24 protein-coding genes are annotated in these 26,983 nt (G+C 70.0%); 18 read left to right on the top strand and 6 right to left on the bottom strand.

Translation table 11 applies throughout. The features are described 5' to 3' along the window. Nucleotides 1-134: 134 nt before the first annotated feature. A complete protein-coding gene (locus WMF12_RS36505; protein WP_437852649.1) occupies nt 135-1,706 on the bottom strand; it encodes a sigma-54 interaction domain-containing protein in 1,572 nt (523 codons plus the stop codon). Nucleotides 1,707-1,903: 197 nt separating this feature from the next. Between WMF12_RS36505 and WMF12_RS36500 the strand changes: the two genes are divergently transcribed. Beyond that, nucleotides 1,904-3,139, top strand: coding sequence for an RtcB family protein (locus WMF12_RS36500; RefSeq protein ID WP_437852647.1), 1,236 nt, complete (start codon nt 1,904-1,906; stop codon nt 3,137-3,139). Then, entirely contained in the window at nt 3,136-3,798 is a 663-nt protein-coding gene (locus tag WMF12_RS36495; protein ID WP_437852645.1) for a peptide chain release factor-like protein, read from the top strand. Before WMF12_RS36500 ends, WMF12_RS36495 begins: the two co-directional genes overlap by 4 nt. Nucleotides 3,799-4,115: 317 nt before the next feature. On the opposite strand, the gene WMF12_RS36490 is transcribed toward WMF12_RS36495, so the two are convergent. Further along, nucleotides 4,116-4,352, bottom strand: a complete 237-nt coding sequence (locus WMF12_RS36490; RefSeq protein ID WP_437852643.1) for a hypothetical protein — start codon at nt 4,350-4,352, stop codon at nt 4,116-4,118. 322 nt (nt 4,353-4,674) lie between these two features. Then, a complete protein-coding gene (locus WMF12_RS36485) occupies nt 4,675-4,914 on the bottom strand; it encodes an addiction module protein (RefSeq protein WP_437852641.1) in 240 nt (79 codons plus the stop codon). A gap of 536 nt (nt 4,915-5,450) precedes the next feature. On the opposite strand from WMF12_RS36485, the gene WMF12_RS36480 reads away from it, so the two are divergent. The 5 genes from WMF12_RS36480 (at nt 5,451) to WMF12_RS36460 (ending at nt 9,064) form a co-directional block, all read left to right on the top strand. Then, nucleotides 5,451-5,681, top strand: coding sequence for a hypothetical protein (locus WMF12_RS36480; RefSeq protein ID WP_437852639.1), 231 nt, complete (start codon nt 5,451-5,453; stop codon nt 5,679-5,681). An 89-nt stretch (nt 5,682-5,770) separates the two neighbouring features. After that, a complete protein-coding gene (locus tag WMF12_RS36475; protein ID WP_437852637.1) occupies nt 5,771-6,301 on the top strand; it encodes a cytochrome c-type biogenesis protein in 531 nt (176 codons plus the stop codon). A 243-nt stretch (nt 6,302-6,544) separates the two neighbouring features. Beyond that, entirely contained in the window at nt 6,545-7,393 is an 849-nt protein-coding gene (locus WMF12_RS36470; RefSeq protein ID WP_437852635.1) for an MbnP family copper-binding protein, read from the top strand. 1 nt (nt 7,394) lies between these two features. Further along, nucleotides 7,395-7,928 (top strand): hypothetical protein, encoded by a 534-nt coding sequence (locus WMF12_RS36465; protein WP_437852633.1) that lies wholly within the window; start codon nt 7,395-7,397, stop codon nt 7,926-7,928. Then, nucleotides 7,925-9,064, top strand: a complete 1,140-nt coding sequence (locus tag WMF12_RS36460) for an MbnH family di-heme enzyme (RefSeq protein ID WP_437852631.1) — start codon at nt 7,925-7,927, stop codon at nt 9,062-9,064. The genes WMF12_RS36465 and WMF12_RS36460 overlap by 4 nt, the downstream gene beginning before the upstream one ends. A 23-nt stretch (nt 9,065-9,087) precedes the next feature. Here the strand turns inward: WMF12_RS36460 and WMF12_RS36455 are convergent, their stop codons facing one another. Then, the gene (locus WMF12_RS36455) at nt 9,088-9,858 is read right to left on the bottom strand and encodes an SDR family NAD(P)-dependent oxidoreductase (RefSeq protein ID WP_437741317.1); all 771 of its coding nucleotides are present in this window, start codon (nt 9,856-9,858) and stop codon (nt 9,088-9,090) included. A 121-nt stretch (nt 9,859-9,979) separates the two neighbouring features. Between WMF12_RS36455 and WMF12_RS36450 the strand changes: the two genes are divergently transcribed. The 8 genes from WMF12_RS36450 to WMF12_RS36415 all read left to right on the top strand — a co-directional run bounded on the left by WMF12_RS36450 (nt 9,980) and on the right by WMF12_RS36415 (nt 17,923). Further along, on the top strand, nt 9,980-10,666 hold the full coding sequence (locus WMF12_RS36450; RefSeq protein WP_437852629.1) for a TetR/AcrR family transcriptional regulator: 687 nt from the start codon (nt 9,980-9,982) through the stop codon (nt 10,664-10,666). 425 nt (nt 10,667-11,091) lie between these two features. Further along, entirely contained in the window at nt 11,092-12,129 is a 1,038-nt protein-coding gene (locus WMF12_RS36445; protein WP_437852627.1) for a deoxyhypusine synthase family protein, read from the top strand. Nucleotides 12,130-12,172: 43 nt separating this feature from the next. Next, the gene (locus WMF12_RS36440; RefSeq protein ID WP_437741314.1) at nt 12,173-13,216 is read left to right on the top strand and encodes an NAD-dependent epimerase/dehydratase family protein; all 1,044 of its coding nucleotides are present in this window, start codon (nt 12,173-12,175) and stop codon (nt 13,214-13,216) included. Between the two features lie 47 nt (nt 13,217-13,263). Beyond that, on the top strand, nt 13,264-13,422 hold the full coding sequence (locus WMF12_RS36435; RefSeq protein WP_437852625.1) for a hypothetical protein: 159 nt from the start codon (nt 13,264-13,266) through the stop codon (nt 13,420-13,422). Beyond that, complete coding sequence (locus WMF12_RS36430; protein ID WP_437852623.1) at nt 13,419-14,306, top strand: phosphotransferase family protein; 888 nt, start codon at nt 13,419-13,421, stop codon at nt 14,304-14,306. Before WMF12_RS36435 ends, WMF12_RS36430 begins: the two co-directional genes overlap by 4 nt. A gap of 438 nt (nt 14,307-14,744) precedes the next feature. Continuing rightward, nucleotides 14,745-15,971 (top strand): polysaccharide deacetylase family protein, encoded by a 1,227-nt coding sequence (locus tag WMF12_RS36425; RefSeq protein ID WP_437852621.1) that lies wholly within the window; start codon nt 14,745-14,747, stop codon nt 15,969-15,971. A 138-nt stretch (nt 15,972-16,109) separates the two neighbouring features. Beyond that, complete coding sequence (locus tag WMF12_RS36420) at nt 16,110-16,928, top strand: peptidyl-prolyl cis-trans isomerase (RefSeq protein ID WP_437852619.1); 819 nt, start codon at nt 16,110-16,112, stop codon at nt 16,926-16,928. Beyond that, nucleotides 16,925-17,923: a HupE/UreJ family protein gene (locus WMF12_RS36415; RefSeq protein WP_437741309.1), complete on the top strand. Its 999-nt coding sequence runs from the start codon at nt 16,925-16,927 to the stop codon at nt 17,921-17,923. Before WMF12_RS36420 ends, WMF12_RS36415 begins: the two co-directional genes overlap by 4 nt. Before the next feature lie 72 nt (nt 17,924-17,995). Here the strand turns inward: WMF12_RS36415 and WMF12_RS36410 are convergent, their stop codons facing one another. Beyond that, on the bottom strand, nt 17,996-19,168 hold the full coding sequence (locus WMF12_RS36410; RefSeq protein ID WP_437852617.1) for an SUMF1/EgtB/PvdO family nonheme iron enzyme: 1,173 nt from the start codon (nt 19,166-19,168) through the stop codon (nt 17,996-17,998). A gap of 464 nt (nt 19,169-19,632) precedes the next feature. Here WMF12_RS36410 and WMF12_RS36405 point away from each other — a divergent pair, with 464 nt between their 5' ends. Next, nucleotides 19,633-22,131 carry a penicillin acylase family protein gene (locus WMF12_RS36405; RefSeq protein WP_437852615.1) on the top strand — a complete coding sequence of 833 codons (2,499 nt, stop codon included), beginning with the start codon at nt 19,633-19,635 and terminating at the stop codon, nt 22,129-22,131. Nucleotides 22,132-22,469: 338 nt separating this feature from the next. Then, complete coding sequence (locus WMF12_RS36400) at nt 22,470-24,269, top strand: ABC transporter ATP-binding protein (protein ID WP_437852613.1); 1,800 nt, start codon at nt 22,470-22,472, stop codon at nt 24,267-24,269. Between the two features lie 64 nt (nt 24,270-24,333). Here WMF12_RS36400 and WMF12_RS36395 read toward each other — a convergent pair whose 3' ends face one another. Further along, nucleotides 24,334-24,651: a hypothetical protein gene (locus WMF12_RS36395; protein ID WP_437852611.1), complete on the bottom strand. Its 318-nt coding sequence runs from the start codon at nt 24,649-24,651 to the stop codon at nt 24,334-24,336. 336 nt (nt 24,652-24,987) lie between these two features. Between WMF12_RS36395 and WMF12_RS36390 the strand changes: the two genes are divergently transcribed. After that, complete coding sequence (locus WMF12_RS36390) at nt 24,988-26,970, top strand: carbamoyltransferase family protein (protein WP_437852610.1); 1,983 nt, start codon at nt 24,988-24,990, stop codon at nt 26,968-26,970. Nucleotides 26,971-26,983: the final 13 nt, after the last annotated feature.

The raw sequence follows: 26,983 nt of genomic DNA, 5'->3' as shown, positions 1-26,983 counted from the left end.
CGGCTCTCCGGGCTTCAAGCGCCCAGCCTCGGGACATCGAGGACATCGCTGCTGGCGCCGGCGGCCCGGGCGCCGTTCGCGGTATCAGCGATCGTTCGTCTTCTTCTTCTCTTTGTTCGGCAGCGGCGGCAGCTTCAGCTTCTTCGGATCGTCGAGCGCGCAGGCGCCCCCTTGCCGAGGCGATAGGCCGCCATCTTGCGCTTCAGGGTGTTCCTGTCGATGGCGAGCGCGCGCGCCGCGCGCGAGAGGTTGCCCTGGTGCACCTCGAGCGCGCGCCCGATCGCGGCGCGCTCGGCCGACGCCACGGCCTCCGCGAGCGGCGCGACCTCCTCGCCGCCTGCCTCCGACTCCGGCGCTCGCGCGATCCCGCCTGCGCCGCCGCTCGCGGGCCGCGCCGCCGGCGACGCGATCTCCGGCGCGAGATCGCCCACGTCGACCGTGTGCTCGCAGAACACGCCCCACCGCTGCACCTCCGCGCGCAGCTCGCGCACGTTGCCCGGCCAGGCGTGCTGGTAAAGGCTCCTCAGCGCCTCGCGCGTCACCTCGAGCCCGCGCCCCTTGCGCCGCGACTGCACCTCGTCGAGGAACGCGCCGACGAGCACCTCGATGTCGCCACCCCGCGCACGAAGCGGGGGAACCTCGATGATCGCGCCGCGGAGCCGGTAGTACAGATCCTCGCGGAACGTCCCTTCCTCGACCATCGCCGCGAGGTCGCGGTGGGTGGCCGCGAGGACGCGGACGTCCAGCTCGATCTTCGCCTCGCCGCCCACCCGCCGCAGCGTCCCGTCCTGGAGAACGCGCAGCAGCGACGCCTGCACCCGCGGCGACAGCTCGCCGATCTCGTCGAGGAACAGCGTCCCGCCGTGCGCCTGCTCGAAGACGCCGCGCCGCCGCCCCGCGGCCCCGGTGAAGGCCCCCGCCTCGTGGCCGAACAGCTCGCTCGCGAGCACGCCCTCGGCGAAGACGCTGCAGTTCTCCGCGATGAACGGCCCTTTCGCGCGCGGGCTGTGCTCGTGGATCGCCCTGGCCGCGAGCTCCTTTCCGGTCCCGGTCTCGCCGACGATCAGCACCGGCACGTCGGTCGCGGCGACCCGGGCGATGCGGGCGCGGAGGAAGCGCATCGGCTCGCTCTCGCCCACGAGCACCGTGTCGCGCGTGCGCGCCTCGGCCCGCAGGCGCACGACCTCCTCGCGCAGCGCGCGGATCTCCGGGAAACCCTCGATGTCGAGCCGGACCTCGCGCACCGGCCGCGGGTGCGGGTGCGGCACGAACGCCGCCGGGATCACCTGGAGCATGCGCGCCGGCAGGATCCCCGCCTGCACCAGGATGACCCAGAGCGTCTGCGCCTGCGGCGTGCCGGCCGAGAGCAGGACGTCCGTCGCCCACGCCGCCTGCGGGAAGGCGCGCTTGAGCTGCGCCGAGAGCTTCCCGAGCGCCCGGAAGAGCTTCGCGTGGTCCGACGGATCGTCGACGTCCACGACCCGGAGCTCGATCCGCGGCGCGCGGGCCCGCGCCTGCTCGACGAGCGCCCGCGACGGCGCCTCGCCCGCCGGGATGGTGAGGACCACGATCGCGTCGTAGCGGCTCTCTTCCTGGTCGAGGAGCCGCAGCACCGGCCCGCGATCGCCCTCGGGCCGGCGGCCGTGGTGCGCCGGCGCCGGCCCGAGCGTGCCCGCGTCCGACCAGGTGAGGAGGAGGCGATTCACTGGTGCACCGTACACCAGACGTGGTGCACGATGTACCACTTTATCTGGTGCACGGCGCACCATGTTGAGGCGTTCTGCCGGCGTCGCCGCGGGCCGCGCGCTGGCACGGAAGCCGCAAGTCTCCTCCGCATTCCCATGGGCATTCCCGTTCCCATCCGCGTTTGCGCCTGCCTTTGCCTCCTGCCCCGGAGATCTCGATGAAAGCCCCCGCCGACAGCGCAGTCCTTCCTGCCCACGCCCGCCTGGTCGCCCGCGACGACGTCTGGCTCGAGGGCAACGCCGTCCAGCAGCTCGCGCGCGTCGCCGCGCTGCCGGGCTGCGTCCGCGCCGTGGGCATGCCGGACCTGCACGCCGGGCGGGGCATCCCCATCGGCGCGGCCTTCGCCTTCGCGGACCGGGTCGTCCCGGAGCTCATCGGCGGCGACGCCGGCTGCGGCGTGCGGCTCGTCGCGACGTCGATCGGCCGCGTGGCGCCGGACGTCCTCGAGCGGCGCGCCCGGCAGGCGATGGACGACGAGCCGCTCGCCGAGTGCGACCCGCGGGCGGTGTTCGAGCGGGTCTGGGAGCGCGGCGCGCGCGGCTTTGCCGAGGTCGACGGCGTGCCCGAGGCGCTCGCGCGGCTCGCGGTGGCGGAGCCGGAGGACGGCCTTCGCCCGAGCGGGGACGCCTCGCCGTACCGCGCGGGCTACGAGGGCGCGCTCGGCTCGGTCGGCGGGGGGAACCACTTCCTCGAGGTCGCCCGGGTCGGCGCGCTGCGGGACCCTGCGGCGGCGAAGGCCCTCGGCCTCTCCGCGGGGGAGCTCGTCGTCGTGGCGCACTCCGGCTCGCGCGGGCTCGGCGGCGCGCTGGGGCAGCGCTGGGGCGGCGCGGTGCTCGAGGGGGACGCTGCCGAGCCGTACCTCGGCGAGCTCGCCGGCGCGTGCCGCTTCGCGCGGGCGAACCGGCTCCTGCTCGCGTACCGGATGCTGCGCGCGCTCGGCGCCTCGCGGGCGTCGACGATCACGGGCGGGCTCGACCTCACCCACAACGACGTCGCGCGCGAGGCCGTGGGCGGCGAGCTGGCGTGGGTGCACCGCAAGGGCGCGGCGCCCGCCCGGGGCAGCGACTTCACCGTGGTGCTCGGGTCGCGCGGCGCGCCGTCGTGGGTGATGCGCTCGTGCGACGCGGAGGCGGGGCTGCGCTCCGTCGCGCACGGCGCGGGCCGCAAGATGGCGCGCAGCGAGGCGCGCGAGAAGATCGCGGCCAGGTACCGGCGGCGCGAGCTCGCCCGCACGGAGCTCGGCGGCCGCGTTGTGTGCGACGATCCGGCGCTGCTGCTCGAGGAGCACCCGGACGCGTACAAGCCGATCGAGCCGGTGATCGAGAGCCTTGTCGAGGCCGGCCTGGCGACGGCGGTCGCGCCGCTCGTGCCGGTGCTCACGGTGAAGCGATGAGCCGGTCGTGGGTGCAGATCAGCGCGGGGCGGGGGCCGGTCGAGGTGCGGCGCTTCGTGGCGCGGCTCGCCGAGCGCATGGAGGCGCTCTGCCAGGAGCGCGGGCTCGCGGTGGTCGACGTCACGCTGCACGGCGACGAGGACGCGCCGGCCTCGGTCGAGATCCTGGTGGAGGGCGACGCGCGGCGCTGCCTGGAGGGCGAGCTCGGGACACACGCGCTGGTCGAGCGGAGCGCTGCGCGGGGGAAGGCGGCGCGCAAGCGGTGGTTCGCGGGGGTGGCGGTCCACGCTGCGGGGGCGGACGCCGGGACGGGCGCGGGCGAGGGCGTGGATCTCGGCGAGCTCGAGATATCGGCCTGCCGCGCGAGCGGGCCGGGGGGGCAGCACGTGAACAAGACCCTGTCGGCGGTCCGGATCCACCACCGGCCGAGCGGGATCACGGTGCGCGTCGCCGATGAGCGCTCGCAGCGCGCGAACGTCCGCCGCGGGGTGGAGCGCATCGCCGAGCGGCTCGCCGAGCGCGCCGCCCGGCGCGTCGCGGAAGGGGAGGCCGCGCGCTGGAGCGAGCACGACCGGATCGTCCGGGGGGAGCCGGTGAGGACGTACCGGGTGGGGCGGAAGAGCGCGCTCGTGGTGGCGGAGGCGCGGGAGGCACGGTGAGGGGGAGCGGGAACGGCCCCGCGTCACGTCGGCGCCTGCTGGACTGCTCGTGCGACTACGTCGACGAACAGCCGCTGGAGCCTTCGTCGCTCTAAGAAGCGGATCTTGATGGTGGTCCGCCGCTTGCCGACGAACGCGAAAAGTGCCCCGCACCGCGCCTCTAACCCACGCGCTCGCGAATCAGACCCGAAAGCCGCTCGAAGCGGTAACGCATGTCCACCGGATCCAGCGTGACGAACACCTGCACGCCCGCCGGAATCATCGCGCCGCTCCGCCGAGGGCGCGGACCACCTCGATCCCGTGCGCCTTGGCGCGAGCTACTCTCTCCCGCCTTCTGTGCCGTTTCTGATTTTATCCAGCAGCAGGACCGTACCGCGCACGACGATCACCAGGAAGAGCATCAGAGGGAACGGCACGCAGAGCCCTATTCCGATCAAGATCATCAAGCTCGCCTTGAACAGCCCGCCTGCGAGCATGAGCAGCAGACCGACCGCCGCGTGCCAGAAGAACAGCCTGAGCCACCATCCCGCAGAAAATAGACCATCTCCCGGCATACTGACTCCGTGCGTTCGAGGGGGAGACCTCTACGACATACTCGGCCTGTTGACCCTACCCGGGTTGCCACCAGACCCCGGTTGATCCATCGATGGTCGACCCATCGCCATCGGGTCGTCCATCGGCAAGCACGCTTTCGTCCGGTCCAGCAGGGCCTGCACCCGAAGATAGGACCTCGTATCCCAGACGAGCGCTTCGCCGTTCGTCGTCCCGTGCGCCCGGCGGGCCGGCGCCGCTCCGCGCCCAGCATCGCCGACCCCGGCCAGAGCCGCAAGGAGCCACCCCATGGCGATGAGTGGGCGGCTACAGAACGCCGACCGCTCATTGGCGGACCGTGCGGAGACGCCTGGCGAGCCGCTCCCGGACAGCGTCCCAGGGCTCGACCTTCGCCGTGCCGCGGTCGACGTCCTGGAGACGTCGCTCAACCTCGGCGAGCCAGGCAGCCTCAACGTCCTCGTCCGCGGGTCCGTCCAGGCTCGCGAGCAAGCGATTCGCGACGTCTGCTGGCTCCTCCGCCGGAAGTTGCAGCGCCTCGGCGAGCACGGCATTCCTGGACGGCATGTCGGGATTGTAGCAGGATTTGGGCCCATGGGTATCCCCGACGACCGGACGGGGGAGTCTGGGCGCCGACGACTTCCGCGACGCGCCATGCGTGGGCGCCGCTGCGCGTTCAAGCAGCGCCCCCTCTGTTCCAACGTCCCCGCACATGCCCATGGTGACAGTGCAACGCGAACCTTCGCGGCTCGGCAGCACAACGTACCGGCGTTCGAGCGTCAGACCGAGCGCGGCGAGGGAGGGTGATCGTCAGCAGCAGCGTCTGGTTGGCCGGCAGCGCGCCCTCGCTCAAGTTTTCCCCATGTCCGTCAATGGATGTTCCCGCTCCTCTACACGCTCGCTATTCGTCGCTCTTGCGTCTGGTCCACCACTCCCGAATCCTGGGCCGCGTGACGTTCATGAAGTAATCATCCTCTGTCGCGCGCTGCGCTTCGACTTCGCGTCTCATCTGCGCCGCCTTGTCGGGATCGCGCTCTCATCCAGCGACTGGCTGACAGGTCCTCCAACCCTGCATGAATCGGCAGTACAAAGGGCCGGGCATAATGCCGGACGCACGGCTCGACGGCGTGGGCCCGTACGAGCAGGCCAAGATCCAGGCCGAGCTCGTGTGCCTGGAGGAGCGTGGCCGGGGGCTCGTGGTGCCGGTGGGCAATGCGTCAAGGTGTCGCACCTCGTCGAACCATGCAGCCGTAATCCGGCCTTCGGCGCGCACATCGCCGCGCTGCGACAAGCGCGACATCGTGTCGCAGGACCTCGGCAGCGGGCGACGCTAGCCTGTTTCGCGATGATCCAGCGAGACCAGGACGGGCCTGCCAATGACCCGGCCCGTTTCCCTCACGGCGCGCGAAAGGGAAGCGGACCGGTGGGGCTCCGGTCGCCGCAGAGCTCGCGCTGGCGCCGCGTGGCCGCGCTGGCCGTCGCCCTCGCTGGCGTGGCGCTCACCGGCAGGGCCGAGCCCGCGCCGCCCAGCCAGGCGGCCTCCGAGCTCGTCGACTCGACCCCGGCGCCTGGCGAGAGGGCGCTCGCGGCGCGTCTGCTCGCGCCTTGTTGCTGGGATCAGACGCTGGATGTCCACGAATCGGAGCTGGCGCGCGATCTTCGCCGCGAGATCCATGCGCGTCTCCGTCGGGGCGAGGCGGCCGATGCCATCGAGCAGGACCTCGTGGCGCGTTACGGCGAGCGCCTCCGTGCGGCGCCCTCGTCAGGCACGCTCGGCCAGGTCGCGCTGGCATTGATGCTGGGCATCGCAGCGACCTTTCTCGGGATCTTCGCCCTGTTGCGATCGTGGCGGAGCAACGCAGCGCAGGCCGCTCCGTCCGGAGGCACCGTCACGGCTGCTCGCGACGAGTACGACGAGCGCCTCGACGACGAGCTCCGGGAGCGCGACGCATGAGCGCACCCGTCTTCCCGGTTGATTGGAGAGGAGGCTCAGCAGGGACATCTTGTGATGACCGCGGCGCAGTGGCCGCGGCGGAAACTCTTCGCCCGGATATCACCGGCTCCCCTTGAAGGATGGCTGCAGGGTGCGACAACTTGCTGCACGCAGGAGAGCCGAGCTTCGAGTAGGCTCCGCTCCGGTGCGGTGGTGACGACGTTGTGGCCTCGTAGCTTGAAAGGTTGCCTGATGGTTTGTTCAATGGCTCGTGTCACGTTCCTTGGCGTGGCCTGTCTCGCGGCTCTGAGCGGATGCGGCGGGAGCGATGAGGACGTCATCTCGAAGACGTTCGCGCTGCGCTTCGCCGCTAAGGTCGGCGACAGGCCGTTCTCCTGCACTGACACGTTCGATGGAGTCGGCACGACCGGATCGTCGGTCAATGCGCTCGATTTTCGCATGTACGTCTACGACGTCCGGCTTGTTCACGGCGACGGGTCCGAGGAGCCCCTCGCGCTGGAGCAGGATGGCCAATGGCAGCGCGACAAGATCGCGTTCCTCGACTTCGAGGACGGCACGGGCTCATGTGAGACCGGCAGCCCGGAGACGAGGACCGAGGTTGTTGGCACCGCGCCCGCCGGCGATTACGCCGGTGTCAGGTTCAACGTGGGTTTGCCCCCGGAGATGAACCACCTGGACGCGGCGACGGCCCCGGCGCCCCTGAACATTCCCGGCATGTGGTGGTCGTGGAAGGGCGGCTACAAGTTCGTGCGCCTCGACCTCATCTCGACGATGAACCCGACCTACTTCTTCCACCTCGGGGGTACGAAGTGCGAGGGTACCGTGAGCGAGGGTTACTCGTGCGCCGCTGACAACCTCGCCGATATACGCATCGACGGGGTCGACCCGGAGTCGAGCACCATCGTCTTCGACATCGCCAGATTCTATGCCGAGTCCGACCTCGACCACCAGGTCGACGGCGAGACGGATCGCACCTCCGGTTGCATGTCGTTCGAGGGCGATCCAGAGTGCCCGCCCGTCTTCAACGCGCTTGGCATGGGCTTCGATGGCGTGAACCCGTCCGCTGCGCAGACCGCCTTCCGGGTGGAGTGAGATGTACATCCTCAGAACGGCGACCTGCCTGCTCGCGTCGCTATGGGTCTGTGCACTTGCCGGCTGCGGTGCCTCCGACGAGGACATGGACGAGCCGAGCGACGCGGAGATCCTCCCGGGCGACCCCCGCTTCGAGCGCGATCCGGCGCTCGACGTGGAGAACATCAGCGCCGCTGTCGAGAAGCGCAGCCACAACATGGGGCAGAACTGCATCGGCTGCCATCAGCCCCACGGGCCTGGCAAGGGGCTCTTCACCACGGCCGGGACGGTGTATGCGCCATCGGGCACGCCGGTGACGGGCGGAACGGTCGAGCTCCGCACGGCCGGCGGAGGCGAGGGAGATCTCGTGCTCTCGGTCGCCATCGACGGGAACGGGAACTTCTTCACGACCGAGCCGCTGCCCTTCCCGGACCAAGCGCTGTATTTCTTCCTGCGGTCCCAGGACGGCGAGGGGACGAACGAGATGCCGTTTCCATCCATCTCAGGAGCGTGTAATCTGTGTCACAACGAACAGCGCCGCATTCTGCTGGAGTGATCCGCGCAATCGCGTCGGCGGCGCTCGTCGCGCTCGCGGCGGCGTCGTGTGGGGGCGAGACGGAAGCGACCTTGCCGGTCGACGGCTACGAGCTCGCCTTGCCCGTCGGCTTCCCGAAGCCGTGGGTGCCGCCCGACAACCCGATGACCGAGGCGAAGGTCGCGCTCGGGCGCGCCCTGTTCTTCGACGAGCGCTTGTCGGGCAACGGGACCATGGCGTGCGCCTCGTGTCACGAGCGCGACAGGGGGTTTGCCGACGGCAAGCCCACCCCGACCGGCTCGACAGGGGACACGATCCCGCGCAACGCGATGGGGCTGGCCAATGTCGCCTATTTCCCGCTGCTCACGTGGGGCAACCCCACGCTGTCGTCGCTCGAGGAGCAGGCGCTCGTCCCGATGTTCGGCGAGAACCCGGTCGAGCTCGGGATCACCGGCGCCGAGGACGTCGTTCTCGGCCGGCTCCGCGGCGACGAGGCGTACAAGGCCGCGTTCGTCGCCGCCTTCCCCGGCGAGAGCGAGCCGATCACGTTCGATACCGTCGTGAAGGCGATCGCGACGTTCGAGAGGACGCTCCTCTCCGGGCGCTCCGCGTACGATCGGTACACGTACGGCGGAGAGGCGGGCGCGATGTCCGAGGCGGCGTTGCGCGGCATGGACCTCTTCTTCTCCGAGCGGCTCGAGTGTTATCACTGCCACAGCGGGATCAACTTCACGACCGCCTTCCGGAGCGCCGAGACGAAGCAGGCCGAGATGGATTTCCACAACACCGGCCTCTACAACCTCGGCTCGGACGGGGACTATCCATCCGGCGGAGAGGGGCTGTTCGAGTTCACCGGCGACCCGGCCGACAAGGGGAAGTTCCGCGTTCCTTCGCTGCGCAACGTCGAGCTGACGGCGCCCTATATGCACGACGGGAGCGTGGCCACCCTGGAGGAGGTCGTCGACCACTACGCCGCGGGAGGCAGGACCATCGACGACGGGCCGTTCGCGGGCGTGGGCAGCGAGAACCCGAACAAGAGCACGCTCGTCAGGGCTTTCACCATCACGCCGGAGGAGAAGGCGGATGTCGTGGCCTTCATGAAGAGCTTGACCGATCCGGAGTTCGCAGCCGTGGTGGACGGCGCGCAGGCGCCGTGACCGGTGGGTGTCAGTTACCTCGGTTACATCGGCCGGCCCCCGCTCGCGCGGACGATCTCCCCCGTGACCGCGGTGTTCGCCGCCGAGCACAGGAAGACGATCGTCGGCGCCACCTCCTCGGGCCGCAGCAGCCGCCCCACGGGATAGGCCTTCCCGCGCTGCGCGACGAGCTCCGGTGATGCCTGCGCGCTCACCCGGTCGGTCAGCGTCAAGCCCGGCACCACCACGTTGGTCAATATCCCGTGCGGTCCGAGCTCGCGCGCGAGGACGGACGTGAGCCCGTGGAGCGCCGCCTTGGCGGCGGCATACGGCCCTGCGCCCACCACCCCGTCGAGCGCCACGCCCGAGGAGATATTGACGATCCGCCCCCATCCGCGGGCCCGCATCGAGGGCACCGCGGCCTGGATGGCGGCGAAGGCGCCGTCGATGTTGTCGTGGATGACGCCCTGCCACTCCGCGAGCGGGATGTCCTCGAAGCGCGGCGCTTCCCAGGGCAAGCGCTCGCTCCAGCGGACCGCGTTGTTGACGAGCACATCGATCTGCCCGAAGCGCGCCACGGTGGCCGCGACGGCCGCCTTGACGGACTCGACCGACCCGAGGTCGAGCTCCAGCGCGACCGCCTCGCCGCCTCGCCCCTCGATCTCCCGGACGACCTCTCGGGCCTTCTCCCGCTCGCTCCGGTAGGTGAGCGCCACGCGGGCCCCCTCGGCCGCGAGCTGCAACGCCACCTCCTTGCCGATCCCCTGCGAGCCACCGGTCACCAGCGCGGCCCTCTTCTCCAGCCCCAGCTCCATGCGACACCTCGCTTTCGACAGGAAGGTAAACAAAATGGAAGAATCTTCCAAGATGAAACTGGAAGAATCCTCCAGTTGGGCCGGCTGGCCAGCGATGCGCGGCTGGGGTAGGGGAGGGGCCATGGCCGTGGCTCGACAGAACGGCGTGGCCCGCCGGGAGGCGCTCCTGGACGCGGCGCTCCGCTGCTTCGAGCAGCGGGGCCTCTTGCGCACCGGCATCGAGGACGTCCGCAAGGAGGCGGGCGCGAGCCCTTCGAGCGTGTACCACCTCTTCGAGGACTTCCCGGCGCTCGTGGCGGCGCTGCTGGAGCGGACCTTCGAGCGGCTGGTGGGGCACGTGACCGCGCGCGTGCTCGCCGCCAGGACGGCGCGCTCGGCGGTGCGGACGCTGGTGGAGGCGCACTTGACCTGGGTGTTCGACCACGAGGGCGAGGCGCGCTTCATGTACCAGGCGCTCGCGCTGGAGCTCGACGGGCATCACCGCGCCGCGCTCCGGGAGACCAAGGCGCGGCTCAAGGCGGAGATCATGGCGCACCTCTCCGAGCTCGGCGTCTTCTCCGGGGCGCGCTCCTCCGAGCTGATGGTCGACGTGGTGCTGCTCGGGCCGGCGCACCAGGCCTGCCGCGCCTACCTCTCCGCGCCAGGCGCCGTGGACCCCGCATGGATGAAGGCGACCCTGCCCGAGCTCGCCTGCGGGGCGATGGGCAAGGTCGACCCGCCGCAACGGGCGGCCCGGACAGGGCGGCGCGCCGCTGGCGTGGAGCCGCGCCAGCAGCCCGGCGGGAGAAGGAAAGGCAACCCGGGGTGAGGATGTTCCTCATTGCCCGCCAGAACGACGATCGCCAGTGCGAGCTCCGGCTCCTTGAACAGCTGTCGCGAGAACGGCCAGAACACCAATCATGTTGAAACCCGGAGAATTTTCACAGGGAGGCGAGGAGGCGGGGAGGAAGAAAAAAAGAATCTCTCCTTCTCGCCGTCTCTCGCTCCCCGCCTCCTCGCCTCCCTGTGAAATTCCTGCTTTTTCTCGGGGTTTCAACCCGTTTGTCGCTCTAGTCTCCTGCATGGCTCCCTCCCGGCTTGACACGATCCACGCGATTCATGCTACGGTCCCCCCGAAGCCACCCGACGCTGCGATGGCGGCCCGGCCTGCGCCGGTCCGTAGCGCGTCCCTGGTGGCCTGCGCGACCCGAGACCACCGGGACGACCTCCGTGGTCGCCAAGGCTCGGAAAAACATGGCTGAGACGAAGTCGGCATCAACGACGCTGCCCCTCCTCACGTTCGTTCTCCGCAACTACAAGAATTTCAATGCCCGCGCGACGCGCGACGCGCTCCTCGCGTACTGGGAGCACATCGAGCGCGGGGGGAAGATGTTCTGGGCCGTGGCCGGGGCGATGTCCTCGGCCCAGCTCGGTATCACGCTGGCGCCGGCCATCCGCGCCGGCCTGATCCACGGCATGTCCGTGACCGGCGCCAATCTGGAGGAGTCGCTGTTTCGCCTCGTGGCGCATGACGGCTACCGCGACTTCCCCGACTACCGTTACCTCACCAAGCAGGACGACACGCGGATCCTCGAAAACCGGATGCGGCGCGTGACCGACACCAGCATCCCCGAGGACGAGGCCTTCCGCGCGGTGGAGAAGCACATCGTCCCCATGTGGGAGCGGGCGACGGCGAGCGGCGAGCGCCGCTTCTGGCACGAGTACTTCTACGATCTGGTCCGGGCGGTCGAGCCCGCGCTCCACCGCGGACCGCCCGAGGACTGCTGGCTGCTCGCCGCCGCGGAGGCCGGGCTGCCGCTGGTGGTCCCGGGCCACGAGGACTCGACCTTCGGCAACATCTTCGCGTCCTACGTGAGGCGGGGCGAGTGCAGCGCGAGCATCGTGAAGTCGGGCATCGAGTACATGGCCGCGCTGTACGATCAGTACCGCGCGCTCAGCGCAGGCGCGGGCGTGGGGTTCTTCCAGATCGGCGGGGGCATCGCGGGGGACTTCCCCATCTGCGTGGTGCCGTCGCTCAAGTACGACCTCGAAGAGCCGGCACGGCCCTGGGCCTACTTCTGCCAGATCTCCGACTCGACGACGTCCTACGGCTCGTACTCCGGCGCCACGCCCAACGAGAAGATCACCTGGGACAAGCTGACCGAGGACACGCCCATGTTCGTGATCGAGTCGGACGCCACCATCGTGGCGCCGCTCCTGCTCGGAGCGCTGCTCGAGTGCAAGCGCCACCCGGCCGAGGCGCGGGCCATCATCGAGGCGCGCGGCGCGTGAGGGCCGGCGGCTTTCCTTATCCCTGAAGCGAGGTTGCAAGACGATGAGCAAGAAGAAGGTCCTGATCACGGGCGGCGCGGGCTTCCTCGGGATCAATCTGGTGCGGCACCTGCTCGAGCGCGGCTATGACGTCACGTCGCTCGATCTCCTGGACTTCGACTACCCCGAGCGGTCGCGCATCCGCGAGGTGCGCGGGGACATCCGCGACGCGGCGGTCGTCGACGAGGCGGTGAAGGGGCATGACTTCGTCGTGCACACGGCGGCCGCGCTGCCCCTGTACACGGCGGAGGAGATCTACACGACCGACGTGATCGGCACGCGCCTGGTCATGAGCGCCGCGCGCCGCCACGGCGTCGAGCGCGCCGTGCACATCTCCTCCACGGCCGTGTACGGCATCCCCGATCACCACCCGCTCTGCGAGGACGACCGGCTCGACGGCGTGGGCCCGTACGGGCAGGCCAAGATCCAGGCCGAGGTCGTGTGCCTGGAGGAGCGCGGCCGGGGGCTCGTGGTGCCCATCATCCGGCCCAAGTCCTTCATCGGCCCGGAGCGGCTCGGGGTCTTCGCCCTGCTCTACGACTGGGCGCTCGACGGCAAGGGCTTCCCCATGATCGGCGACGGCAAGAACCGCTATCAGCTCCTCGACGTGGCCGATCTCTGCGAGGCGATCACCCTGTGCATGACGAAGGATGCGTCGATCGCCAATGACACCTTCAACATCGGCGCGAAGGACTTCACCACCATGGGGGAGGACTACCAGGCGGTGCTCGACGCGGTGGGCAAGGGCAAGAAGATCGTGCCCTTCCCGGCGGCGCCGGCGGTGCTCGGCCTGCGCGCGCTCGAGGCGATGGGCGTGTCGCCGCTCTACAAGTGGGTCTACGAGACGGCGTCGAAGGACTCGTTCGTGTCGATCGAGAAGGCCGAGCGGGTGCTCGGCTTCACGCCCAGGTACTCGAACAAGGACGCGCTCGTGCGCAACCTCGAGTGGTACCAGGCGCACCGGAGCGAGTTCGAGAGCCGCTCGGGCGTGACCCATCGCGTGCCCTGGAAGCAGGGCGCGATAGGCCTGTTGAAGGCGTTCTTCTGAGGGCGCGCGGCGCCGGGGCGAGCGAGCTCATCACGACCGCTCTCGCGATGCCATTCGCGTATGCAGCTCGCCGCTTCGACCGCCTCCATCGCGGGCTCGGCGTCGTGTCGGGCCTGCTGAGCCTTGCGTTCGGCGCCTTCCTTGTCTACGAGATCGGCTTCGTGCACGGCCTGTTCACGGGCCACCCGCAGTGGACCCCGGGATGAGCATCGAGGACGACGCCCCCCTGCTGCAGGTGATGAGCCATCTCGGCCTGACCCGGGATGGGCTGCTCGGCATCGGCGGTGAAGCCTGCGTGTTTGCGCTGGGCATGGAGAGGGTCGTGCGTATCCACCACCCTGGGACCGTCCGGGATACGGTGGTTCGACGAGCCCAGCTGCTCGAGGACTTCCACCAGCCCGCGAGCGCCGTGCCGTTCTCGATCCCGCGTGTCCTGGAGATGACCGAGCTGCACGGCCGCCTCATCACCGTCGAGCCGCGGCTCCCCGGGCGGCCCCTCTTGCAGGTGCTCGGCGAGGCGGCCGGCGCCGAGCGGGAACATCTCATCATTCGCTTTCTCGAGACCTCGACGCTCCTGAGAGCCCTGCGCGTGAGCGCTGCGTGGTACGGCGACCTCTGCGAAGCCGAGCCGATCCGTACGCCCTCTTACCGCTCCTACCTCGAGCTGCGCGCAAGGAAGAGCCTGACCTGCGCCGGGAGCGCGTTCGACGGCATCGAGCCGGCGCGTCTGGCCGCCGCGCTGCCCGAGCCGGAGCGACCGAGCTTCGTGCACATGGACTTCTATCCAGGCAATGTGCTGGTCGAAGGCCAGGAGGTGAGCGCCGTGATCGACTTCGGGGGCCTACCCATCGTGGGAGACGCCCGGCTCGATCCGTTGTCTGCCGTCATCTACCTCACGCCGTTCATCACCACGACTGCCACGGATCGCGATCGAAGCCTCGCCCGGGAGTGGCTGCAGGCGCAACACCTCGACGCGCTGTTCGAGCCCGCAGAGCGATGGCTCGCCGCCCGCTGGTCGTTCGCGACCGACGACGTGCGCTTGCATCGATGGTGTCGACGCGTGTTGCTCGGACACCCGGGGGATCCGTGAAGCGGACCCTTGGACCCACGCGGCGGGCGGTTCCTCCAGCCGTCACCACGGGGCCGCCCGTCTGCTTTGCCGATCGTCCAGGCGGGGGTGGAAACCACCTGGCGAGTCAGGGTGAGAGCGCTGCACATGAGGCCGACGCGAAGCCCGGTACGCTCCGGCAGTCGCCGCGTCGCTAGAAAGATACGGCGGAGCGCTGCGTCGACGTGGCCCTCGCTACTTTTGGTAACGTGTGAGCCGCTCGCTACTTTTGGTAACATGTGAGCCGCTCGCTACTTTTGGTAACATGTGAGCCATTCGTGCGATGCGTCGATCCGCGTGCATCGTGCATAATCCTTTGAGCGCCTTCCGGGGGTTTTGTATCCTCACCCTATGCTCAAATCATCGCGATTCTTCCACTTCGAGAATTTTCCTGCGTCATCATCCTTGGCGCTCGGTGCGATGTTGTTGCTGGGCACGCTGCACGTCAGCGGCTGCGGCGATGACGGGGAGGACACCTCCAGCGGCACCACCGGTGGCCAGCAGACGACGAGCAGCAGCAGCGGCGGCACGCCGGGAAGCTCCTCCTCCAGCGGCGCGGATCCCAGCACGACCTCGGCGTCGGCCGGGGGGGGCGACGGCGGCTCGAACCCCGCCGGCACGGGCGGCGCGGACCCCGCCGGCACCGGCGGCTCGGACCCTGCCGGCACCGGCGGAACGGGTGGAGCAGGAACGGGCGGTGGCGGTGATGGAGGAGAGGCGCCCGAATCCGGCCTTCCGCCGGCGCCCGGCGCTGGCAACGTGCCGAAGCCGGCCGGCGCGGCCGGCGGGTTCAAGGTCATCGACTGGGCCGGCTTCGCGGGCGCCGTGACGTACAGCTTCGACGACGTGAACCAGACCCAGATCCAGAACTACGACGCGATGAACGCCCTCGGCGTGCCGTTCACGTTCTACGTCTGGACCGGCAGGCAAGAAGCGAACAATCCGGTGTGGCAAAAGGCGCTGATGGACGGGCACGAGCTCGCCAACCACACGAGGAGCCACTCGAGCATGGACAACAACGGCGCCGATACGGACGCCGCGACGAAGGACCTCAAGGACAAGTTCAACGTCACGCCGTACACGATGGCGGCCCCGAACGGCGCGGATGTGTACGAGGGCATCGCCCGGACGCGCTTCATGATCAATCGCGGCGTGTCCAACGCCCTGATCGGCCCGAACGACAACAGCAATCCGTTCAAGCTGCCCACCTACATTCCCCCGACCAACGCCTCCAAGGCGCAGATGGACGCGGAGGTCGCGAGCGCGCGAAGCGGCAAGAAGTGGCGCACCTTCTGTATCCACGGCTTCACCGGCGGCAGCGACGGCGCCTATCAGCCCATCCCGTTCCAGGCCTGGGTCGATCACGTCAAGGCCGTCAAGGAATACGGCGATGTGTGGATCGGCACCATGGAGACGATCGGTGCCTACTGGCGCGGCCAGAAGGCGATCACCGACGGCACCAACACCAAGAACGGGAACGACACGACCTACAACTGGACGCTCCCCCAGAACTTCCCGCCGGGGAAGTACGTGCGCGTGACGGTCACCGGCGGCACGCTCAAGCAGGGCGGCGTCGCGCTCAAGTGGCATCCGCAGGGCTACTACGAAGTGGCGCTCGACGCGAAGTCCGTCACGCTGTCGCCCTGACGCGAGCCGCCCGAAGCCCCGCGCCGCCACCGGCGCGGCTTCGGGCGTAGTCGACCCCACCCAGGGCAGGTCCCGCAGCTGGGGCTTGACGTCTCCGAAGCGTTTGGGTCTGCTCTCCCCCCAGCGAGAGCGCGTCTCATGCCTGATATCAGCGATAGAACCATGGGGAGCTTCGCTCGGTTGCTCCGCGAACCGGTCATTCATTTCCTCTTCATCGGCGCGCTGTTGTTCCTCGGCCACCGGCTTGTCGCCGGTGATCCCAGGGAGATCGTCGTCAGCACGGGCCTGAAGGCGGACCTGGAACGGCAGTTCCGCGACAACATGGGGCGGCCGCCGACGGAGGCCGAGCTGGCGGCGGCGCTCGACGGGTGGAAGCGGGACGAGGTGCTCTACCGTGAGGCGCTGCGGGAGGGCCTCGATCGGCAGGATGCGACGGTGCGGGTCGCATTGGCGGAGAGGCTGCGGACACGGGCGGCTCAGCCGAGCGCGGCGCGGGCGCCGACGGACGCAGAGCTGGACGCGTGGCTGGCTTCTCACCGGAGCCAGTACGAAACGCCGCTCCGGTACGATTTCGAGATCGTAGCCTTCTCCAAGAGCGACCCGGCCGCAGAGGAGCAGCGGTCGACGTATCGACGTGCGCTGGCCGACGGTGCGGACCCAAGGACGCTCGGTCGTCCGATCGAGGGTGGCAACCTCACCCGCGATTCACTCGCAGCCAAGTTCGGACCCGCGGTCGCCGAGAGCATTGGCAGCTCGCCGCTCTCGACGTGGCAGCCCCTGGAGACCCAGGACAGCCTGCTGCTCGTGCGGGTCAACCAGATAGGCGGGGGGCTGCCCAGCCGCGAGGCGATCCGCGCGACCCTCACCATCGACTGGGCCGCCGCAAGGAAGAAGCAAGCCGTCGACGAGTTCGTCGAGAGCCTCCTCGCGCAGTACAGGTTCAAGGAGAGCCCTTGAATCGTTCGCATCTGCTCCGGCTGGCTCGGTCCCTGCCGTTCTTGCTGGCCCTGCTCCTGGCGCCTGTCCCGGCGGCCGGCCACGCGCTCAACTCAGCGCTTCTTTCGCTGACGGAGGTGGAAGGTCACGACGGGCGGTTCGCCGTACGCTGGGAGGCGAGCTCGTCCGCGCTACAGGCCGACCTCGCGACGCCCGCCGTGTTCCCCGCGGCCTGCAAGCTCGACGGAGCAGTTCTCGACTGCGGTCACGACGGCCTCGTCGGCACCATCGAGCTCCCCTGGCTCGAGGGGACCGAGACCAACGTGATGGTGGTTGTCGAGTGGCGGAATGGAAGCCGGCTTGTCCGGGTGTTGACCGGCAACGACCCGAGCCTTTTGGTCTACGGTATTCCCGCCTCCGCCGGGCTCGGCGCGCTCCGGCCGATCATGGTCGATTACACGTGGCTCGGCGTCGAGCACATCCTGACCGGGTTCGACCATCTCCTCTTCGTCATCGCGCTCACGCTCCTCGTGAGCGGCGGCCGGAAGCTGCTCGGCGCCGTCACGGCCTTCACGGTCGCGCACAGCCTGACGCTGGCCTGCGCCGTGTTTGGCTGGTTGACGCTGCCGGCCCCCCCGGTCGAAGCGGCCATCGCGCTCTCGATCGTGCTGATCTGCGGCGAGTGCATCCGGCCGACCGACTCGCTCACCCGCCGGGCCCCATGGGCCGTCACGTTCGCCTTCGGGCTGCTTCACGGGCTCGGGTTCGCGTCGTCGCTGCTCGACATCGGGCTGCCGGAGAGGCATGTGCCGATTGCGCTCTTGTTCTTCAACGTGGGCGTGGAGACAGGGCAGCTCGGCGTGATCGCGCTGGTGGTCGCGCTGCGCTTCCTTGCCGCGCGCGTCCCCACGCAACCAGCGACGGTGAGGCGCGGCGTGGTGTATGCGATGGGCGCAATGGCAGGCTACTGGTCGATCGAGCGCGTCGTGGCGATGCTCACGGACGCCAGCATGTAGCGGAGCCCGCAGGCGGCGGCGTGGAGGCGGCCCCTTCGCGCTGCACCGCAGGCCCGACAGGCGCCTCGCCGCTCACCGCTTCTCGCCGCTCCCTGGCGCAGCGGGCGCGCCGCCCCCAGGCGTCGCGTCCACCGCGCCCGGCCCGAGCAGCGTGCCGCACATCGTCTTGCACAGGATGTCGGTCGGCTTGCACTCGCACTTGCCCTGCTGCTTGAGCTCGAGCTTCCCGCGCATCTCCTCGACCGTGAACTGCGCCATCCGCTCGACCCGAGCCATGTCCCACCCCTCCTGGACCTGCCGGGGCGTCCGCGGCTCGGTGGCCTTGCCGTCGGGCTCGGCGCAGCAGCGGAAGCTCAGGAAGTAATAATAGAACCCCTCGTCGTGGGTGTAGATCTTCGGCCGGCACTGGTTGCGCACGCCCTTGTACCAGGGGCCGCCGGTGTGGACGCTGTCGAACTTGCCGCGCCAGCCGCCGCTCGTCTCGCTTGCCACCACCTCGTCGGTGTTCGCGGGCAGGTCGGCGACGCCATAGTCGCTGATGCATTCGGGCTGCGACCCGCTCGGCACCCCCTTCCAGAGGCGGGCCAGCTCGCCCGGATCGCGCTTCGCGACCTTCTTCATGTCGGGATCGTCCCAGAGGTGGTCGCCGTTGCACTTCGTCGCGTCGCGCGAGTACCCGTAAGGGAACGGCTTCATCTCGGGGCCCTCGCACGCGAGCGTCCACTCCGACTCGGTGCAGAGGCGCTTGCCGACGGCGGCGCACTTGACCTGCGCCTGGTGGAAGCGGTTCATCACCTCGGGCCGCTCCCCCTTCTTGTTCGGCCACTCGTACGTGTCGATGCAATAGCGCTTCTTCGTCTTGTCGCCTGTGCAGCGGGCCGGGGCAGGGGCGAACTCCTCGCAGATCGTCTTCTTGTTCGACTTGTCGTACCAGCTGCGGAGGCAGCTGTGCTCGACCTCGCTGCAGTACTCGCCCTCGACGAGCTTCATGTCGGCCGGGCACGCCTGCTCCTCCGCGGCGGCGCTCTCCCCGCCGGCCGTCCCCGCCTGGGCGGCGGGCGCGCCGGCCTCCGGGGCGGTGGGCGCCGCGGCTCCGGCCTCGGCGGGGGACGGCGCGGCCGCGGGCGGGCGGCCGTCGTGCGCGCGCGGGGACGGCACCGTCTGGGCGGGCTCCGGGGGAGCGCCGGAGCAGGCGGCGGCGAGCGTCAGGGCGGGGAGGGAGAGGGGGAGCAGGAGGCGTCGCATGCCCGGCGTCATAGTCGAGATCGCGGCGAGGGGAACCAGGCTCGCGCCGTTGGATCGACGCCGCGCGCCCTGGCCGGGCCGGAGGCGGTCCGGCGGGGGCGCGCTCCCTCCGGCGGCCGCGCGCCGGGCGCTCTCCGGGAGCCCCGGCTCCCCGCGTTGACGCTGCCGGATCTCGCCCTCTGCTCCGGCAGGCCATCGACGCACACAGTTCGCCGTTCCCGCCGGAGGCGCGTGATATCGTGCGCCCGAAGGCAGGAGGAGTATCGCTGATGATGCGTACGGCTCGTTTCGGTTCGCTGGTCCTTGCGTTCGTCTTTGCCGCTTCGGCGGCCGCCGTTTCGTGCGGCGACGACGGCGAAGCCCCGTCCAGCGCGGCAAGTGGCAATGGCGGTGAAGGCGGCGGGGGAGCAGCGGGGGGCGGGGGAGCAGCGGGCGGCGGCGCAGGGGGATCGGACGCCGGCGGCGTGGCGATTCCCGATCTCGACGGGGATGTCCGGGCGGTGACCGACGAGCTCGGGGTCCTTCACCTCGAGTGCGCGTCCGACGACGACTGCTTCGCCGCGCTCGGTTACTTCCACGCTCAGAATCGATTCTTCTTCATGGATTTCATCCGCAACCTCGTCGAGGGGTCGCTCGGCGGGCTGGTGAAGGCGGGCGCGCAGGTGCTCGAGCAGGACTATCGGAACCGCCATTTCTTCACGACGCGCGGCGGCGAGCCGCTCGAGAGGGCGCTCTACGAGCAGGCGAGCCCGAAGGTGAAAGGGCATCTGGACGCGTATGCGCGCGGCGTGAACGCCTGGCTCGCCGACATGCGGAACAAGAGGAACGGCGCGACGCTGACCGTCGAGTACAACCTCGCGCTCATGGTGAAGGACGCGATCCGCGACTGGACGCCGGAAGACAGCACCGCCGTCGGCCTCTACGTGCTCAACGACCTCTCGAACAACAGCGGGGAAGAGCTCGAGCTCGCGGCGCAGATACCGCTGTTCGACGCGGCGCTCGCCGCCGATCTGTTCTCGCCCGCGCCGGTGTTCGACGCGTCCACCGTGCCCGCCGCGCAGACGGCGGACCTCGTGCGGCCCTTCGCGCCGGTGGCCGTGTCGTGGCTCTCGCCGCACCGGGCGCTCCTCACGGGCGCGGCGGAGCGCGCGGCGAAGGTCGGCGACGGCCGGCGCAAGATGGCGGGCGACGCCGGGTCGAACAACTGGGCTGTCGGCCCGGGCCGCACCGAGAGCGGCCACGCCATCCTGGCGAACGATCCGCATCTGTTGCTCGGCAATCCCAGCACCTGGTTCCCTGTCGAGCTCGACGCCAGGAGCAGGGGCGACGGCGAATACCACGTCGCCGGCGCCACGATTCCGGGCATGCCGAGCGTGATCATCGGACAGAACGAGTCCATCGGCTGGGGCGTGACCACCGCGTACTACGACCTGGCCGACGTCTACCTGGAGACGCTCACCGGGGACGGCGCGTCGGTCGATTTCAAGGGGGAAGACGTGGCGATCGTCGAGAAGAAGTTCTCGTTCAAGGACGCGGCTTCCGGCGAGACGATCGAGAAGACCTTCCGCTGGGTCCCGCACCACGGGCCCATCGTGAGCGAGGACGCGGACGCCGGCACCGCCGTGACCATCCGGTGGCGCGGGCACGACGGCGGGACGGACCTCGACGCGCTCTTCGCCCTCGGGCGCGCTGGAAGCGTCGCCGAAGCGAGGAGAGGGCTCGAGGCGGCCAGCTTCGTCAGCCAGAATTTCGTCGTCGTCGACACCGAGGGGAATATCGGCTGGTTCCCGTACAGCAAGGTGCCGGCGCGGCCCTGGGCGTCGCCCGAGGTGCCCGCGTGGCTGCCGCTCCCGGGTGACGGAAGCGCCGAGTGGGGCGACCCGATCCCGTTCGCCGAGCTGCCGCAGCTCCTCAACCCGCCTGCGGCCGCGATCGCGACGGCGAACGGCGACATGACGGGCGCGACCGCCGACGGCGATCCCACGAACGACGGGCAAGGCGCGCTCCAGGCGTGGGGCAAGGCCGACGGGACGCGCGAGCAGCGGATCCTCGATCTGCTCGACGCAGGCGGCGACGCGCATTCGCCCGACACCATGACGGCGATGCAAGGCGACACGTACTCGCTCTATGGCAGCTTCGTCGTGCCTGCCGTGCTCTCGGCGGCGGAGCTGGCGACGTTGACGGACGAGGAGCAGGCCGTCGTCGACGCGCTCGCCGCCTGGGACCACACGTGTCCGACAGGGCTCGACGGGCACGATCCGGTGGACGCGGGCAAGGTGGACGACGCGACGCTCGCCGCCGAGTCGATCGGCTGCACGGCGTTCCACGCGACGTTCTATGCGATCGTGAGCGAGGCGCTGGGCGACGAGGCGGCGGCGGCGGGCCTCGATGAGCCCGGGTTCGGGCTGACCGTCGTGGCGCGCGCGCTGCGCGATCCGGCGCGCCTGAGCTCGGGCCCTCTGCTCTGGGACGACGTGACCACCGACGACGTGGCGGAGACGCAGGACGACATCGTGCTCCGGGCGCTCGCGAAGGCGGCCGCCTCGCTCGCGGTCATCGGCCCGGCGGACGACTGGCGCTGGGGCCGCGTCCACACGCTCACGCTCCGCAGCATCTTCGATAACTTCAACCTCGCCGTGTACAACGACGGGCCTTACGCCGCGCCGGGCGGGCTCTTCACCGTCAACGTCGCCAACCCGAGATCGCGCGCGCTCCCGCCGGACGGCGGAAAGCCCAGCTTCGCCTTCGCCAACGGGCCGTCGATCCGCCTGGTCATCGACGCGGATCCAGCGGGCCCGAAGATGCGCTTCGGGCTCCCCGGCGGGTCGGACCTCCACCGCGACAGCGCGTTCTACAACAACCTCCTTCCGCAATGGCTCGACAACGAGCCGCTCGAGTTCCATTTCGGGCCGGGCGCGGTGACCGATCCGGCGAGCGTGGTGGACATCTCGCCGGCGCGCTGACCCCGCGCGATCGCGCGGCGGGCCCCCCGGCGGCGCCATGTCGCCGGGCGCCGCCGGCGCGAGCGCGCGGGTCATCGCGGCCGCCGCCCGCGCCGGCGCGTGACCCAGACTCCCAGGATCCCTCGGCTCCGCAGGTTCCTGGGACACCGATGATTCCACTCGATCGCGCAGAGAAGACCGTTGCGCCTAGGGCTATCCCCTGCTCGTATCCGGCCGCGCCTGGCGCCTTCTCCTGCGCTGCGATGAGGCGCGAATGAGCATTGGCCGTGAAGCGATCCCTGATTCGTGACCTGCGCCGGAGTCTGAATTACTTATCTCCCCATCGCGCGAGACTTTCCGTGTGCCTCGCGCTCACGCTCGTCTCGGGCGGCCTGCCCGCGCTCGAGCCGCTCGCGCACCGCGCGATCTTCGACCAGATCTCGGCGAGCGCTGGTGTCTTTGGCCCCGGGAGCGGGCCGGCCGCGCCCGGGGAGCAGAGCGCCCGGGCCCTCGCCTGCCTGACGCTCGCCCTGTGCGCGCTCGTCGTCCTCCGGCAGATCGCGGAGGGCCTGGGGGCGCTCGCCGTGTGGCGGGTGCGGCTCCGCATCAACCGCGACCTGCTCGACGAGACCACCGCGCGGCTGCACGCGCTGCCCCTCTCGTACCATCAGGAGAGGGGCGTCGGAGAGACGATGACGCGGGTCGATCGCGGCATCACGTCGCTCATGGACTGCCTTGCTTCGGTCGCGTTCCAGCTCTTCCCGGCGCTCGTCTACCTCGTGGTCTCGCTCGGGATCATGCTCCGGCTGAGCCCGCTGCTCGCGCTGGTCGCGGTCGGGTTCATCGTGCCTCCGCTCCTCTTCGGCAGGGCGACGACCGCGCGCCTCGTGGAGCGCGAGCGCGAGGTGCTCGACCGCTGGTGCGGGATCTACAACCGCTTTCAGCAGGTGCTCTCGGGCATCAAGACGGTCAAGGCGTTCGCGCGCGAGGCGGACGAGCACGCCCGGTTCATCCGTTCCGTCGAGGAGGCGCAGGGCGAGGTGCTCCAGAGCATCCGTCTCCAGACGCGGCTCTCCGCGGGCCGGAGCGTCTGCGTCAACATCGGCCGTGTGGCGCTGCTCGGCGTGGGGGGCCTCCTTGTCCTCCGCGGGGAGCTCGGCGTGGGAACGCTTGTCGCGTTCCTCGGCTATGTCGGCGGCCTCTATGGCCCCGCGCAGACGCTCCTCGGCGTCTACGAGACGGCGCGCCGCGCCGAGGTCGGCCTGGCGGCGATCTTCGGCGTGCTCGACGCCGAGGTCGCGGTCGCCGATCCGGAGCGCGCCGTGAGCCCGGAGCACATCCGCGGCGACCTCGAGCTCGACCAGGTGAGCTTCCGCTACCAGCACGCCGCCGGGCGGGCGGTCATCGACGGGGTCTCGCTCTCGATCCGCGCCGGTGAGTTCGTGGCGGTCGTGGGCCCGAGCGGCGCCGGGAAGAGCACGCTCGCCGATCTGCTCCTGCGGCTGCACGATCCGACCTCCGGGGCGATCCGCATCGACGGGCTCGACCTCCGGGCGCTGTCGCAGCGCGCGCTCCGGCGGAAGCTCGGCATCGTCACGCAGGAGCCGTTCCTCTTCGAGGACACCATCGAGGCGAACCTCCGGTATGGCTCGCCCGACGCGACGAACGAGGCGCTCCGCGCCGCGGTGAGCGCCGCCTGCGCCGAGGAGTTCATCGAGCGGCTCCCCCTTGGGTATCAGACCCTCGTCGGCCGCGGCGGCGTGGCGCTCTCCGGCGGGGAGCGGCAGCGCCTCGCGATCGCGCGCACGCTGCTCAAGGACCCGTCGGTCGTGATCCTCGACGAGCCCACGAGCAGCCTCGATATCGAGAGCGAGACCGCGGTGCAGCGGGCCATCGAGGGGCTCTCGCGGGGCCGCACCACGCTGCTCATCGCGCACCGGCTCTCCACCACCCTGCGCGCCGACCGCGTCGTCGTCATCGAGGGCGGGCGTGTCGTCGAGCAGGGCCCGCCCGCGGCGCTCCTCCGCCGCGGCGGGGCGTATCGCCGGATGATGGATCTCTGGCGGGCGCACGAGCCCTCCGGGGCGAGAGGCCTGGGCCACCGAGCGGGGGTGCTGGAGCTGGCCCCGCTCGAGGCCGCGGCGGTGCCCGGCGCTTGAGCGGATCCCGAGGCGCCGGTCAAAGCATGATCCTGAGCTCGCCTCCGGGCGCCGGGCGCGCCCGTCAGAGCTCCGAGAACAGGCCCCAGAAGGCGCCGGGCGCGAGCGCGTCTTGCCGGTCGTGGCCCTTGCCGCTCGTCTCGCACCAGATCACCGGATAGCCCGCGTCGCAGCCCTGATAACGAGCGCAAGGCGCCGGGTCCTCCGGCTCCGGCGCGGCCCCGGCGTCGCAATGGTTCAGCTCGAGCAGGCGATCGCGCTCGGCGTGATTGCGGTCGATCGGGTTGTCCTCGTCGTCCGCGTCGTGGATGAAGATGCGCGCCACCCGCCCGACGCAGTCGCGCGGCGTGCCCGGCGTGCCGCCCGAGACCGTGCCCCTCACAGCCCACGGCGCTCGCGGCGGCGAGCGACACGGCGAAAAGCGCGCTCCACGTGTTTCGGATGATCATCGAACTCGGCTCCCTTCTCGTCGCCCCTGACCCGCGGCGAGCAGCCCGAAGATAGCCGAATCGAAGCGACCGAACGTCGAACAATCGTGGTTCGGCGACGTCGACGCCAGCCTGCGACCTCGTCATACAGATTGCTTCCTACAAAATGAAAGCAGCCCCGTTCGGCGCGTCGATCGTGCCGCTCGAATCTCGCATTGATCGCCGTATTGGCGCGTCGATTTGCCGGTGAGCGAGCTTTACTTATCGCATTCGAAAGCTACCCTCCATTCATGCGAATCCTTGGAATCAGCGGAGGCCACGAGCCGGACCATATCGGTTATCCGAGACCAGCATTCAATGCGGCGACGTCGCATGACGGCGCCGCCGTCCTCCTCGAGGACGGAGAGGTCGTCGCGGCGATCGAGCAGGAGCGGCTGAACCGCCTCAAGCACTCGAACAAGGCCCCCTTCCAGGCGGCCCGCTTCTGCCTGGAGGGCCGGGGGCTCCGCGTCGACGAGGTCGACTACCTCTGCTTTTACATCAGCGAAGGCTGGTGCAACGCCCAGGTGAAGCGCGGGCTCTTCTCCGCAGACCCCGAGCTGCGTACGGCGAACGACGTCATGAGGCGCCTCGTGCTCGCCGAGTTCGGCGTCGACGTGAGGCCCGAGCGCATCCAGTTCGTCAAGCATCACACGGCCCACGCGATGAGCGCCCTGATCGGCTCGGGGTACGAGAGCAGCCTCGTCCTGACGCTCGACGGCTGTGGCGACGGCGAGTCGGGCTCCGTCTCCGTCGGCTCCGGCGGAGCGCTTCACTCGCTGAGAGACATCCCGGAGCGGGACTCGCTGGGCAATTTCTACGTCCAGGTGATACGGTTCCTCGGGTTCTCGCTGTTCGACGAGTACAAGGTGATGGGGCTCGCCCCGTACGGCGATCCGCGCAGGTACCGGGCGCTGTTCCAGGCGATGTTCACGCTGCTCCCGGAGGGCGCATGGGCCATCGACTTCGACAAGATCGTCGAACTCCACGGCGCGATCCGGCCGCGCGCGCCGCGGGAGCCGATCACGCAGGACCACAAGGACATCGCCGCCTCGCTCCAGGAGGCGCTCGAGACCATCGTCTTCCATTGCCTGCGGTACTTCCAGCGCGAGACCCGGCAGGTGAGCCTCTGCTTCGCGGGCGGCGTCGCGCACAACTGCACCTTGAACGGGAAGATCCTCCGCTCCGGGCTGTTCGAGCGGGTGTTCGTCCAGCCGGCCGCGCACGACGCCGGCTGCGCGCTCGGCGCCGCCATGGCCGTGCACTCGCGAAAGGCCCCGGCGCGGCGGCCGCCCGCGATAAGCCATCTGTACTGGGGAAGGCACATCGGCGAGCGGGGGGAGGTGCGGAGAGCGCTCGACGCGTGGCGCGATTTCATCCGTGTCGAGGAGCTCGCCGATGCGCCGAAGGCCGCCGCCGAGCTGCTCGCGGCGGGCAGCGTGATCGGGTGGGCCCAGGGGCGGTCCGAGTTCGGCCCCCGCGCGCTCGGCAACCGCAGCATCCTGGCGGATCCCAGGCCGGCGGCGAACAAGGACCTCATCAACGCCATGGTGAAGAAGCGCGAGGAGTTCCGGCCCTTCGCGCCCGCGGTGACGGAGGAGGACGCGCGCGACTATTTCGATCTCGGCGGCGCGGAGGCCATGCCCTTCATGATCTTCACCGTGCCCGTCCACGAACAGAAGCGACAGCAGCTCGGCGCCGTCACGCACGTGGACGGGACCGCGCGGGTCCAGACGGTCTCCAGGCGCACGAACCCGCGCTTCTGGCAGCTCATCCGGGCCTTCGGCGACCTCACCGGCGTGCCGGTGGTGCTCAACACCTCGTTCAACAACAACGCCGAGCCGATCGTCGATTCGGTCGACGATTGCGTGACCTGTTTTCTGACGACGCGGCTCGACAAGCTCGTTGTCGGCGACCACCTCGTCCACAAGGAGCCCGCGCCGCTGTCGGCTTATGCGGAGCTCGTCCCCTCGTTTCCGACCTTCGTGAAGCTGCTCTCGCTGCGAGGGCCCACGCCGGGCGGCTACGAGGTCGAGCGCGCGATGGTCACGACCTACAATGATGCCCGGACCCCGGTCTCCGCCGAGACGTTCGAGGTCCTGTGGCGGGCCGACGGACGGAAGCGGCTTCGGGAGCTGCTCGACGGCGTGGAGGATCGGGAGGCGGTGATCGCCGAGCTGATCGAGCTCTGGTCGCAGCGCGTGGTGCGACTGCTGCCTGCCACCGGCCATTGACGGCGGAGGAGGG

This window comes from Sorangium sp. So ce363 (assembly GCF_051520435.1).
Lineage (GTDB): Bacteria > Myxococcota_A > Polyangia > Polyangiales > Polyangiaceae > Sorangium > Sorangium cellulosum_B.
The sequence above is the reverse complement of the archived record's forward strand: the minus strand, read 5'-3'. Positions and strand labels throughout refer to the sequence as shown.